Source organism: Vreelandella venusta, from assembly GCF_015689495.1.
In the GTDB taxonomy this organism is placed as follows: Bacteria; Pseudomonadota; Gammaproteobacteria; order Pseudomonadales; family Halomonadaceae; genus Vreelandella; species Vreelandella venusta.
In genome coordinates this window covers 3,788,616-3,801,640 of the sequence record NZ_CP065135.1, presented here as the reverse complement: position 1 = coordinate 3,801,640, position 13,025 = coordinate 3,788,616, and the positions used below count along the sequence as shown (strand labels likewise).

General features: G+C 53.5%; 11 protein-coding genes and 1 riboswitch. Of the genes, 3 read left to right on the top strand and 8 right to left on the bottom strand.

What is annotated here, in order from left to right:
- Positions 1–59: 59 nt before the first annotated feature.
- From pcsA to pdxR, 3 genes are all read right to left on the bottom strand, one after another.
- A complete protein-coding gene (gene pcsA, locus IR195_RS17685) occupies positions 60–722 on the bottom strand; it encodes a phosphatidylcholine synthase (RefSeq protein WP_206048197.1) in 663 nt (220 codons plus the stop codon).
- 220 nt (positions 723–942) lie between these two features.
- Positions 943–1,548, bottom strand: a complete 606-nt coding sequence (locus IR195_RS17680; RefSeq protein WP_206048196.1) for a DNA-3-methyladenine glycosylase I — start codon at positions 1,546–1,548, stop codon at positions 943–945.
- A gap of 24 nt (positions 1,549–1,572) precedes the next feature.
- A complete protein-coding gene (gene pdxR / locus IR195_RS17675; RefSeq protein ID WP_206048195.1) occupies positions 1,573–3,045 on the bottom strand; it encodes a MocR-like pyridoxine biosynthesis transcription factor PdxR in 1,473 nt (490 codons plus the stop codon).
- Positions 3,046–3,137: 92 nt separating this feature from the next.
- Between pdxR and IR195_RS17670 the strand changes: the two genes are divergently transcribed.
- Positions 3,138–3,587, top strand: a complete 450-nt coding sequence (locus IR195_RS17670; RefSeq protein WP_146944322.1) for a GNAT family N-acetyltransferase — start codon at positions 3,138–3,140, stop codon at positions 3,585–3,587.
- A 102-nt stretch (positions 3,588–3,689) separates the two neighbouring features.
- Here the strand turns inward: IR195_RS17670 and IR195_RS17665 are convergent, their stop codons facing one another.
- From IR195_RS17665 to IR195_RS17650, 4 genes are all read right to left on the bottom strand, one after another.
- Positions 3,690–4,187, bottom strand: a complete 498-nt coding sequence (locus tag IR195_RS17665) for a 6,7-dimethyl-8-ribityllumazine synthase (protein ID WP_089040638.1) — start codon at positions 4,185–4,187, stop codon at positions 3,690–3,692.
- Positions 4,188–4,292: 105 nt separating this feature from the next.
- Positions 4,293–4,463: riboswitch (FMN riboswitch) on the bottom strand.
- 32 nt (positions 4,464–4,495) lie between these two features.
- Positions 4,496–5,752, bottom strand: coding sequence for a cytosine deaminase (gene codA / locus IR195_RS17660; RefSeq protein ID WP_125751895.1), 1,257 nt, complete (start codon positions 5,750–5,752; stop codon positions 4,496–4,498).
- 16 nt (positions 5,753–5,768) lie between these two features.
- Positions 5,769–7,034, bottom strand: a complete 1,266-nt coding sequence (gene codB / locus IR195_RS17655) for a cytosine permease (protein ID WP_206048194.1) — start codon at positions 7,032–7,034, stop codon at positions 5,769–5,771.
- 74 nt (positions 7,035–7,108) lie between these two features.
- Positions 7,109–7,729: a TetR family transcriptional regulator gene (locus IR195_RS17650; RefSeq protein ID WP_125751891.1), complete on the bottom strand. Its 621-nt coding sequence runs from the start codon at positions 7,727–7,729 to the stop codon at positions 7,109–7,111.
- Between the two features lie 149 nt (positions 7,730–7,878).
- On the opposite strand from IR195_RS17650, the gene IR195_RS17645 reads away from it, so the two are divergent.
- Positions 7,879–8,976 carry an efflux RND transporter periplasmic adaptor subunit gene (locus IR195_RS17645; RefSeq protein ID WP_206048193.1) on the top strand — a complete coding sequence of 366 codons (1,098 nt, stop codon included), beginning with the start codon at positions 7,879–7,881 and terminating at the stop codon, positions 8,974–8,976.
- Position 8,977: 1 nt separating this feature from the next.
- Positions 8,978–12,034: an efflux RND transporter permease subunit gene (locus IR195_RS17640; RefSeq protein ID WP_146944320.1), complete on the top strand. Its 3,057-nt coding sequence runs from the start codon at positions 8,978–8,980 to the stop codon at positions 12,032–12,034.
- Here the strand turns inward: IR195_RS17640 and IR195_RS17635 are convergent.
- Complete coding sequence (locus IR195_RS17635) at positions 12,031–12,903, bottom strand: ABC transporter substrate-binding protein (protein ID WP_206048192.1); 873 nt, start codon at positions 12,901–12,903, stop codon at positions 12,031–12,033. The genes IR195_RS17640 and IR195_RS17635 overlap by 4 nt on opposite strands.
- Between the last annotated feature and the right edge of the window lie 122 nt (positions 12,904–13,025).

Genomic DNA, 13,025 nt, shown 5'->3' with positions numbered 1-13,025 from the left:
CTCAACCTCGGGTGCGTAATGTTTCAGGCTGAACCAAAAGAGCAGCCGTTGCGTATCAATCAAAACGCTTCTTGAGCCGTACGCCATATGCACATGCTGATGAAGTAAACGGATGTAATACCCCATCCCCACAGTGCCCAGGCGGCATGATCGGGGCTGGAGAGCACCAGTGACGTTGTACATGCGCACCATAATAGCGTGACAGCGATATTGATAGGCATGAACTGACGTACACGAAACGGATGCAGGAACTTCATCTTGGTCACGGTAAGAATGGCTAGCAAAACGATCGACGCAAAGGTGATAAAGGGCGGTAAATCGAGAATATAAAAATAGGCCGCGGCAATGTTCCAGGCAGCAGGAAAGCCAACAAAGTAATTATCCTGGCTTTTCATATTGGTGTTGCAGAAACAAAACATCGATGACAGCAGAATGATAAACACTGACAGCAATTCTAAATTGGGCGGTAACTCAATAAAGAAGTAAATAAACAGAGCGGGAATAAATGCCCAGGTTAGATAATCGATGACCATATCAAGGGTTGAGCCATCGAAGTGGGGCAAGATGGCTTTTACTTCATACTTGCGTGCTAGAGTGCCATCGAAACCGTCGACCATCATCGCTGCGCCAAGCCATAGCAAGCAGGCGACTGGATTGTTATCGATCAGCGAGAGCAGCGCCATTGTGCCGAGCAGTACGCCGCTGGCCGTAAAAATATGCACGCTCCAAGCTTTCCATATTGAAGCGCGGGATTCTGTGTGCGAAGAGAGCGTTTGGACCACGTTGACCCCATTGGGAACGTGATGTCCCCTTGCTGTTCGGTGTATAGATAAGTGTGTAAAAACCATACCCTACTACAAGACGGCACCCAGCGAATACGTAGGCCAGCCATCTGGGCATGCCACGGTTGTGCAAAAAGTATAGTGCCTTGTGCCTCTGTTGCTATTTTGGTCGTTGAAATTGCTGCCTTGCCTGTTCGACTTGCTCGCGGGTGATGCACCTCAGCGAGTGATCATTGAGTAGCCCCATGGCCTGCATAAACGCAAACGCAGTGGTTGGACCAACAAATTTCCAGCCGCGCTTTTTCAGCTCTTTAGCAAGTGCGATGGATTCAGGCGAAGTGGTTTGTGTCTGAGGCGCGGTCAATGCATCTGGCGCTGGCTCGAAACGCCAGAAAAACGCGGCCAGTGAACCTTCCTGGTCGACCATTTCCAGTGCCCGTTGGGCATTATTAATCACCGCCTCGATTTTGCCGCGATGGCGAATAATGCCTGCGTCCTGCAACAGGCGCTGCACATCTTCTTCACTAAAGCGGGCAACGTGATGGAAGTCGAAATGATGGAAGGCAGCGCGGAAGTTCTCGCGTTTGTTGAGAATCGTGCGCCAACTTAAGCCCGACTGAAAACTTTCCAGGCAGAGCTTTTCGAATAGCCGTTGGTCGTCGACCACCGGAAACCCCCACTCGTTGTCATGGTAGGGCAGAAACTCGGGGGCACCGCCACACCACTGGCAGCGTGGAAGGTTATCGGGGGCAATAAAGTCGGGCATTATGCGCTCCTTAGCGTGTATTTCTTAGCATAAGCTTAACCATGTGCGGCTAAGCCACTTTCCTGCCTTCATTAGTTCGCTTTCCGTTGAGCCTGCATAGCCGAGCACTAAACCAGGGCGCTTGTTCTCACCAAGGTAATAGCGGGAAAGAGGAGAAAGCGTAATACCTGCTTCATTAGCGCGCCTTACGAGTATCTCTTCTTTTTCAAAATTATCGAGCTCAGCCAGTAGGTGCATGCCTGCATGGCCGTCAGAAAGTTGAAGCCCTGCGGCCACCGCAGGCGCTAATGCAGTGCGCAGGCAGGCTTGGCGTTGGCAATACGCAGCCCGCATGCGAGCGATGTGGCGAGTAAAGTGGCCGTTGGCAATAAGTTCAGCAAGTGCTGATTGTATGGGGTAGTTACCCTCGCGGTGCAGCCGCGTATGGGCGCGCTTAAAGTCTTCGGCAAGCCTATCAGGCAATACCAAATAGCCTAAACGCAAGCCGGGGTAAAGCACTTTACTGAAGGTGCCCACATAAATCACCGGCGTCTGTTCGGCGAGGCCTTGTAGAGAGGGAGTAGGCGGCGTGTCGTACCGAAATTCACTGTCGTAATCATCTTCGATGATCCAGCTGCCAGCATGAGAAGCATACTCTAACAATGCTAGTCGGCGTGGTATCGGCATGGTAACGCCACTGGGATATTGGTGAGAAGGTGTTACATAGATTAGCCGGGGTGCGGGGGCGCCTGCAGGCGCTAGCGAAGGGTTTAGTCCTTCTTTATCTACGGGTATGAGCGTTGTCGTTAAGCCTGAGGCTAGGAAACATGCTTGCGCTCCGCGGTAACCAGGCTCTTCCATCCAAACCGAATCGCCGTTATCGGTGAGCAGTTGGGTAGTCAGCTCAAATGCCTGCTGAGCTCCTTGGGTAATCACGATCTGCTCTGGTTGACAGCGCACCGCGCGGGAGAGTCGTAGATAGTCACAAAGGGCAGCTTTAAGTTCAGGCAGCCCACCGTTGGTTTGGTAATCCATCCATGACATTTCTGCGTGATAATAGTGACGACGCAAAAGGCGTTGCCATAGCTCGCGGGGAAACAGATCGAGCGCCGGGACACCAGGGGAAAACGCTCGATGGCCGTGGCTTAACGCGCCACTTAGCGTTAGTAGTGTGTTGCCCCGGTTTGAATAGCGAACAGGCACAGGGGAGGGAAGTTCGGTTCTGTTTAATCGTGTGGGTAGTTGTGCCACATAGAGCCCCGCTCCCTGGCGAGCGATCAGCAATCCTTCCGCCAGCAGCCGGTCCATAGCGGCCAGCACCGTATTGCGGCTAATACCTAAAGCGGTGGATAAATAGCGAGAAGAGGGAAGTGCATCGCCTGCCGTCAATTCGCCATGTTGAATCCAATCCTTAAGCGAACGGTAGAGCTGTTGAACCAGCGTGGCTGCTTCATTCGCTGCTAGCCTTATCGCTAGCGCCTCCGTAATCCAATCGCTAGCAGCGTTACGTCGTTTCACTGGTTCCCTCAATTTAGCGATAAGTGGCTCTTTGTTATAGACCACTATAGCGGCAAGCTGAGTTTGTTCACCATCTTAATGGAGTAGTTGCCATGGTTAATATTCGTTCAGCGGTACTGTCTGACTTAGAGGCACTTAGTGGATTACTCGACGGCTATCGGCAGTTCTATAATCAGCCGAGTGATCTCGGTGCGGCGCGGGATTTCTTGCGTCAGCGCTTTGGGCTGGCGGATTCGCGCATTTTAGTGAGTGAAAATAGTGACGGTAATCTCACTGGTTTCGTGCAACTTTATCCTGGAGTTTCCACGGTGGGCTTGAATGCGCGTTGGACGCTAAATGATCTTTTTGTGTTGCCGGAGTGCCGTGACAAGGGCACGGGTAGGGCGTTAATGGAAGCCGCTACCCAACTGGCTCGCGAGCATGGTGTCGCGCGCTTAATCCTTATGACTCAGGTAGAGAACGAGCGCGCCCAGCACCTTTATGAGTCCTTGGACTGGCAGCGCAACACGGCGTTTTACGGCTATTTGCTGGATATCAAATAACGTAAATGATGACTAAGGAGCCGTCATTTCGAGCCCGGCGTTTAGCCGGGCTCAAACAGCACAGATTTTAACTGCGCTATAGATTTTAACTGCACTATAGATTTACGCGTTGCTTAGCTTGCGCGCTCGATGCAGGTTTTCCATTGTATTCAGACACGCCTGGGCGGCTTCTTGCCCTTTGGTAACAAAGTGCTGGGTGTAGAAGTCGTGGTGAGTGCTGTGCTCATGGAAGTGGTGTGGTGTTAAGACGACCGAAATAATCGGTACTTGCGTATCTAACTGCACGCGCATTAAGCCGTCAATGACCGCATGGGCGACAAAGTCGTGGCGATAAATGCCGCCATCTACCACAAAGCCTGCCCCGACAATGGCGCCATAGCGGCCACTTTCGGCGAGAACCTTTGCCTGGAGGGGGATTTCGTAAGCACCTGATACGGTGAAGATGTCCACTTGTTCGGCGTTAAGACCGCAGCGTTCTACTTCAGTGATAAATGCTTCATAGGCCTTCTCGACAATGTCGTGATGCCAGTGGCCTTGAATAAACGCAATGCGCTGAGCTGTGGTATGTGTTGAAAGCGTTAGCGGAAATGTCTGATTCATGGTCATTCTCTTGGATAAGTTGTACCAGAATCAGGGCACGCGGGACCGGTCGTCAGGCAACCGAAAAAGGTGGCTGAAGCCACTTTTTAAGTTGCGTGTCTAAGGTACCGTTCTCTTTCATCCGGACTATCACCGTCGGCTTCGGCTTTTAACCGAATCTGCTGACCTCAAGAAATAAACAACAACCGTCTTGAGCGCTCGCGGGCTTAGATGACAAAAATTTATTCGGTCATCATCACCGCCGGTGGGGACTTTCACCCCGCCCTGAGAACTTTGCTGATTATCAGCCCGGCTATATTACGCTTTTTCTAAAGGCCAAGCCACGGGGGCGTGGTGATCTTTGCGGGGTCGCGCTGCATAATAATCTCACCGTGGCGAACGGAAAGTAGCACCTCACCCTGGTTGCGCAGCACGCTGTAATCATCTTCACCCTCGAGCAGGTTGAAGCTAGCGGGCTTGCCGACCTCAATGCCGTAACGTTGCTCAATATTGAGTGTGCGGGCGCTGTTATCAGTGATAAGCGATAGCGCCTGGCTGAAATCCTGGTAGCCCATCATTTGGCAGATATGCAGGCCAAAATCGAGCGTCCGCAACAGCTTACCGTTACCCAGCGAGTACCAGGGGTCGAAGATGGAGTCCTCGGCAAAGCAGACATTAATGCCCGCTGCGTTTAGTTCTTTTACGCGGGTAACACCGCGACGTTTTGGGTAACTATCAAAGCGTCCCTGCAGGTGAATGCTTTCGGTGGGGCAGGAGACAAAGTTGATGCCCGAACGTTTGAGCAGCAGAAACAGCTTAGAGCAGTAGGCGTTATCGTAAGAGTGCATCGCCGTCGTGTGGCTGGCGGTCACGCGGCTGCCTAAATCGTTAAACAGCGCTTCGCAGGCCAGCACCTCAAGGAAACGCGAGTTAGGGTCGTCTATCTCATCGCAGTGCACATCCACCAAGCGGTCGTACTTGATGGCTAGCTCTATCACCCGCTTCATGGAAGCGACGCCTAGTTCTCGGGTGTACTCAAAGTGGGGAATGCCGCCGACAACGTCCGCGCCGATCTCCAGCGCTTCTTCCATCAGGCGGTCTCCACCGGGGTAGGAAAGCAGGCCATCTTGCGGAAAGGCGACCACTTGGATATCAATTTTATCTTTCAATTCATCGCGCAAGGCGCATAGGGTTTTAATGCCGATTAGACTGGGGTCGCTGGTGTCGGCGTGTGTGCGCACAAACTGGACGCCGTTGCCTATCAACAGATTCAGGGTGTTAAGCGCGCGTTCGCGAATATCTGCTGCGGTGAGCATGGGCTTACGCTCCCCCCAGCGCTCGATGCCTTCAAACAGCGTGCCGCTTTGATTCCAGCTTGGTTCGCCCGCCGTTAACGCGGCGTCCAAGTGAATATGCGGTTCAATGAACGGCGCGCAAAGCAGCTTGCCGCCTGCATCAATTTGCCCATCCCCCGCCGCTTGTGGTGCGTCTTGAGCGGTAATCGCTGTGAACGTGCCGTTCTCAATCTCAAGCCGGTAAAGCTCGGGGCGCTGGCGTAGGCGGGCGTTAATGATCTGCATACTCATAGAATTAGTGGCTCACTTATTGTTTGGCAGTCGAAGGGGAGGTATCACTTAGCGTAGCGTGGTTTAAACGAAGCAGTACAGCGTAGCTAACGGCCGCTACTACGACACCTACCAACGGGGGGAGCAACGGGGAGAGGTAAGCGGCTCCAGCGCCTAATGCATAGGCGGCTAACCCTCGGCGATTAAAATTGGCTAGCTGAGTGGATTCCAGCGTGGGGTAGCGGCCTTTATGTTTGAGCCAAAAGTCCGCCATGATCACCCCGCCCATAGGAGGAATAAAGGTGCCTAGCAGTACTAGAAAGGGAATCAACAGGTTATACATACCGCCTACCGCTAGTACGGTGCCAATTGCTGCGCCACACACCGTGACTAAGCGGCGTTTCTCGGTGCGTAGCAAATTACAGCCCGCGACGGCAAAGTTGTAGATGGTGTTGTCCTGGGTGGTCCAGATATTTAGAAACAGCATCAGCACGGCGATGGTGACAAAGCCCTGCGCGATCAACACATCGACAATATCCGCCTGCTGGTAAATCATGGTGCCCAGTGCGCCGGTCAGTACCATTAAGCCGTTGCCCACAAAAAAAGCCGCCAGAGTCGCGATCACGGCAATTTTTGGCGTCTTAGCGAAGCGGCTCCAGTTAGTCGCTTGGGTGCCTCCGCTAATAAAGGTGCCAATGATGACGGTAATCGCTGCCGCCACGCTCATGCTTTCCGTGGGCGTTTGCTGGCTTAGTCCGGCAAATCCGCGTGCATCCACTAGACCGGTGAACAGGCTAATCAAGATAAACAGCATCATGGCGGGGACGGCAAAGCGCGAAAGCCAGTCCATCCCTTTATAGCCAATCATGGCTGTTACGCAGAAGCCGAACCCAAATAGCACCATTAAGGGGATTTCCAGCCATTCAGGCATTCCTGTGGTGCGTACTAACACTAGGGCAATGGTGGCGGTGCCCCAGGCGTACCAACCAATCTGGGTAAAGCCGAGAATAAAATCGGAAAGTTTGCTGCCTTTTTCACCGAAGCAGAAGCGTCCCATCAGCACGGAGTTAAGACCGCTTTTACAGGCAATGTAAGCGAGAGCTGCCGCGTAAGCGCCCAGCAGTAAGTTACCCACCAGGATGATCCAGAGCAGTTGGCCAATCGTGAACGATTGGCCAAGCGAGCCACCAGCCCACATGGTGGCAGTAAAAAAGGTAAAGCCGAGCAGCACGACAGAGGTGGAGAGTAAGCCCTTACGGGCGCTAGTGGGGACTTCACTTAGCGGATAGTCAGAGTGGTGCATGGGAGGCTCCAGGTGAGTATTATTTTCATAGTTATATAAGCAACCTGCGTGCCAAGCTTAGCTCCCTAAGGCGTTTAAAGCGTACTCTCCAACATCCCCCGCATTAACGTTTCGATCATACTCTCGTACTCGTCTGCTAATGAAAATTGTTGTGGATCTTGTAGCCAATCAAAGCAAATGCCGATTAAAAAGCTATGGTACTGGCGACGGGCGCTGGCGGGGGTGAGGTCAGCGCGTAGATGGCCGGTTTGCCGAGTTTTCTCAAACAGCTGTTCAACCTGCATCTCGGCATGCTCAGAAAGCCGAGTGATCATGCTGATACGTGGGTGATCATCTTCCAGCTTTTCGCAGCGATGCAGCACGATGGTGGCGGCGCGTTGTAACGGAAGATTATGGCAAATAGCGCTAAGCGCACTCAGTGCAATCTCTTGCAAACACTGGCTGGGGGTATGGCCCAGCCGCAGCACCGCATCATCGACGATTTCATCGAGCGGCACGCGAGCACGCTCTAGCAGGGCATCGAATACCGCTGCTTTATCCTCAAAATGCCAGTAAATGGCACCGCGGGTAACGCCAGCCGCTGCGGCAATATGGGCCAATGTGGTGCGCGAAACCCCCTGGGCGAGAAACTGAGTTTCTGCAGCATCAAGAATGGCCTCTCGGGTGCGTTCAGCCTCAGCTTTGCGGCGTGACATAACGGCTCCTAACAAAAAAGTGCACTTATATTGGCATTACTGAATGGCAAAGTCGCCAGTAGGCGATTAGTATACACATTCACTGACATTCATGAATGTCAGTTAAATTTTTATGACTACGTATTGATAACACCACCGAGGAGTCCGCTGTGCGTAACACTGTGATTCGATTAATGCCAGCGCTGCTGGCCCTGTTGTTGGCAACAGGTGACGCTTATGCCGAGAGTCACAATGAACCTCTTCCTCGGCCGGTGAAGCTGATGACCTTAGAAGCATCTGGTGCCGCGCTGCAGCGCCAGTTTCCTGCGCGCGTTGAAGCTACTACACGCAGTAATCTATCGTTTCGCATGGCGGGTGAGCTGTTAGAGATTAACGTGAGTCCCGGTCAGCGGGTAACGGAGGGTACCCTTATCGCGCGTATTGATGATCGCAATATGCGCAGTGAGTTGGATAGCGCCCGTTCGCGGCTGGAGCTGGCACGGGCCACTCACGAACGCATGCGCTATACCCTTGAGCGCGGAGCGATTAGCCAAGCACGGTTTGATGAATCAACGGCGGAATTGCGTGCCGCTCGGGCGACCTTTGAGCAGGCCGAAGAGCAGTTGGAAAATACCCAACTGCGCGCACCTTACGATGGCGTGATTGCCCAGGTGCCGGTAGATAACCGACAGATTGTCCAGGTACAGGAAACCGTGGCGGTGATTCAGCAGCCAGGGCAGCTTGATGTGATCTTTCACTTACCGCAGCAAATCGTTCAGCAAATACCCCACAGTGACGAGGTAACCCCGTTTGAAACGGCGATGGCCTTTGAAGTGCGGTTTGGCAATAGCGAAAAACCTTACCTTGCGCAGTTGGCGTCTTATACCACCCAGGCCAGCGCCCAAAGCTTGGCTTATGAGGTAACCCTTCGGCTACCGCAGCCCGACGATATCACGCTACTGGATGGCATGAGCGCCACCGTGCGACTTGATTTAGGCCAACTGTTACCCGCGTCTGAAGGTCTTGTTTGGCATCTGCCGCCTGACGCCATTAGCTATCAGGGTGAGAACTCAGAGCAGGCGGTGGTGTGGCGTTTTCAGGCGCCGGACCGTTTAGAGGCGGTGCCGGTCGAGGTGGGGCGTTTAACCTCTAAAGGGTTAGAGGTGAGTGGCGAACTCGCCGCGAATGATCGAGTGGTGGCAGCGGGGGCCCATCGTGTCAGCGCTGATATGCGTGTAACACCATGGGAAAAGGAACAGGGGCTATAAGATGGTTGATTACTTCTTACGCCACCGGGCCGCTAGCTATTTAATGACCGTGGTACTGCTCTTCGGCGGGGCGCTTGCTTTCACTGGCATGGGGCAGCTTGAGTTTCCTGAATTTACCATTCGTAATGCACTGGTTACTACCCAGTATCCTGGTGCAACGCCAGAAGAGGTGGAGCAGGAAGTCACCTCGACACTGGAAGAAGCCATTCAGGAAATGCCCGCAATTAAACGCATCAGTTCGGTGAGTTCTAACGGGTTATCTCAAATCACCATCGAGCTGCAAAGCACAGTTCAAAACGATGAGCTGCAACAGCTGTGGGATTCATTACGCCGCAAAGTGGGCGATGCTCAGGCCGCCTTGCCACCAGGCGCTAGTCAGTCACGAGTTAACGACGATTTTGGCGATGTGTTCGGCTTGATGATTAACCTCACCGGTGATGGCTATGCCATGCCCGATTTGAAAAGCCAAGCTGAGTTTCTTAAGCGTGAGCTCGCCTTGGTCGACGGCGTTGAAAAGGTGTCGCTGGCGGGGGTAAGGGACGAGCGCATTTTTATTGAAGTCGACCGAGAGCGGCTACGTGCGCTGAACATTCCGCTAAGCTCACTCCAGCAATTACTGAATACGCAAAATGCCGTAGTGGACTCGGGGCACTTGAAGCAGGGAGGTCAGCGTTTCCGAGTAACGCCTTCGGGCAGTTCCGCTGATATTGATGATTTACGCGCGTTAATCGTTAGTGAAGGTAACGGCGAGCTGGTAAGACTGAGCGATATCGCAGAGGTTTCCCGCGGCTTGACCGAGCAACCGCAGCAGCTTTACCGCGATATGGGACGACCGGCTATTTCCCTGGGCATCTCGTTTGAAAGCGGCGTCAACGTGGTCGAAGTAGGTGCTCGACTTGAACAGCGGCTTGACGAACTGGAAGCGCGCACCCCGTTGGGTATGGAACTCAATGTGGTCTATGACCAGCCGAGCGTGGTGGATGAAGCAGTATCCGGTTTCTTAATCAGTCTGATCCAGGCGGTTGCCATCGTCATTGTGGTGCTCATGCTGTTTATGGGCTGGCGCAGCGGCCTACTAATGGGCTTTATTCTGCTGATTACCATTATTGGCACCTTTATGCTGATGCGCATTCACGGTTTGCAATTGGAAAAAATCTCGCTGGGGGCGCTGATTATCGCCTTGGGGATGCTGGTCGATAATGCCATTGTGGTCACTGAAGGCATGCTGGTCGGCCTAAAGCGTGGCCAAAGTATTCGTGAGTCAGCGCATCAGGTGGTTCGACAAAACGCATGGCCCCTGCTGGCTGCTACGCTGATCGCAGTTGCCGCATTCGCTCCAATTGGGCTGTCGCCAGATACCACCGGTGAATTTATCGGCTCGCTGTTTTATGTGTTGCTCTATTCACTGCTGCTAAGTTGGCTGACAGCGCTGACGCTTACGCCGTTCTATTTCAAGCTGCTGTTTCGCAATGTAGCGCCTAGCAGTACAGATGAAGACCCTTACCAAGGGGTGGTGTACCGTTTGTTTAGCCGCGTGATTGTGGCGGGTATTCGGCTGCGTTGGCTAACGCTGGGGCTGGTGATAGCTATATTGGCAGGCGCGGTTGTTGGCTTTGGCTCCGTCAAGAATGCCTTTTTCCCTGCCTCGAATACGCCCATCTTCTTTGTTGATTACCGCACCCCAGAAGGCACCGATATTCTGGAAACCCAACGGCGGGTGGCAGAGTTGGAAGAGGTGGTGATGGAGATGGAGGGGGTCCGTCATCTCACCACTGTGGTCGGCGGCGGTGCCCAGCGCTTTACCTTGACCTATGCGCCGGAAGACCGCTATGCCAGCTATTCACAGCTAATTGTTGAAACCGATAACAAAGCGATACAGCAAGCGCGCATGGCGGATATCGAAGCGGTACTTGAGCGTGATCACAGCGATATCGACTATAAAATTGCTCCGCTGGAAGTTGGTCCTGCCCCGAAAGCCAAGATCGAAGCAAGGTTTTACGGCAGCGACCCCGCCGTATTACGCCAGCTCGGTGATCAAGTCGCGGCACTGTTTAGTGATACGTCCGATATGGTCAGTGTTCGCACTAGCTGGCGTAACCGTGTTCAGGCCGTGGTGCCAATTTTTGCCGAAGACACCGCACGACGGCTGGGCGTTACCCGCGAGAACCTGGCGGCCACATTGGCGTTGAGCACTAGCGGTAGTCAGGTGGGTATCTACCGTGACGGCAGCGACTTGATTCCGATTGTCGCTAGAGCGATACCAGAGCAGCGCAACGATATCGATAACATCGGATCGCTTAACGTATGGAGCGCCGAACAGGGGCGTTACATCACGGCTGATCAAGTGATGCGTGATGTGACGACCGAGGTCGCTGACCCGCTGGTGATGCGCCGTGACCGCGAGCGCATGCTGGCAGTGTATGGCGAACCCGACCCGCTAAGCGGAGTGACGGCGGCTAGTGTATTGGCTCAGGTTCGACCTCAAGTAGAGGCGCTTGAATTGCCACCCGGTTATCGGCTTGAGTGGGGCGGTGAATTTGAGACTGCCGGTGAAGCTCAGAGTGGCCTATTTGCATCGTTGCCGCTTGGCTTGGTGATGATGTTTATTATCACGGTGGTGTTGTTTAATAACTTCCGTCAGCCGCTGGCGATCTGGTTTTTGGTGCCGTTGACCATTGTCGGCGTAGTGGCCGCGTTACTGCTAACCGGGCTGCCTTTCTCGTTTATGGCGCTGCTGGGCACGCTGAGTTTGATCGGGATGGTGATTAAGAATGCTATTGTTCTGGTAGAAGAGATCAATGTGCAACTGCCGTTGCACAAAGATCGCTATCACGCCGTGGTGCGCGCCGCCATTAGTCGCGTGCGCCCCGTTTCAATGGCTGCGCTAACCACCATGCTGGGTCTGATTCCGTTGATTAGTGATGCATTCTTCGCCAGCATGGCGGTTGCGCTGATCGGCGGGCTTGGTGTTGCCACGCTGCTTACTCTTATCGTGCTACCGGTGATCTATTGCGTGCTTTACCAGATCAAGATCCATGAGGATTCATCGAGCACTTAATTCAGCGCAGCAGCGACCTCTTCAATTTGTAGCGCTAAGCTTTGTAGGCCGCCACCGGAGAGGTACCACAGAGCCGGGGTTAGCATCACTAGCTGGGGGGTAGTACCAGCCTCGGCTAGTGTTTGGCGCAGTTGGTCGGCATCCGCAGGTTCATTGCCAATGGCGGCGCTGCGATCAATGACCAGCAAAACGTCTGGTTTGATGTCGGCAATGGCATCAGCAGAAAGCGGTGTAAAGGTGCGCTCACCACGGGTTTCTGAGATCACACTCTCTGGCATGCTGAGCGCTTCCACGCCTAGCACATCGTGAACGACGGGATGTTGGTTAAGCATCAGGTTGCCGCCGTTGTGAGTGACGACCAGTGTCCTGGGGGCATTGCTGAGTGCTTCGCGTAGCGCGTCAATCTCTGTGTGGAGCGTTGCAAGTGCCTCATCAGCTTCACTTTCCGCCTCAAATTGGCTGGCGAGCTCACGCACGTTGTCGTCAAACGCCGCGAGGTAATTATCGCCTTGCAAACTGGTGTTAAGTAGCGGAGCAATATCACCAAGTGCTTCTTCCCAATCGCCCTGGCGGCCAGTGTAGAGAATCAGGCTAGGCTCGCTAGCGCTGATGGCCTCCATGTCCGGTGAGCGCAGGCCACCAATATCGCTATAACGGTCGCTAGCGTATTGCTCTAGGTAGGTGGGCAGGCTCTGCTTGGGGACGCCAACCACCTGCTCGCTTAAGCCCAGCGCGTCTAGCGTATCTAGGCTGCCTAAGTCGAAGGTGGCGATGCGCTGTTCGGCATGAGCGTTTACGCTGATGGCTGAAAACAGTACGGCTGTGGCGAATGTAGGAACGAATTTAGTGGCAAAAGAGGTAGGCTTCATCGTAGCTCCTTTTATGAGAAAATGTTTTATATGCGATGGTTTCTCATATTCTCAAAAGAAGAGGCGCTATGTCGCCTTTTTATAACGGAACAAACTGTTGCGCAAAGTGACCGCCCTCACAG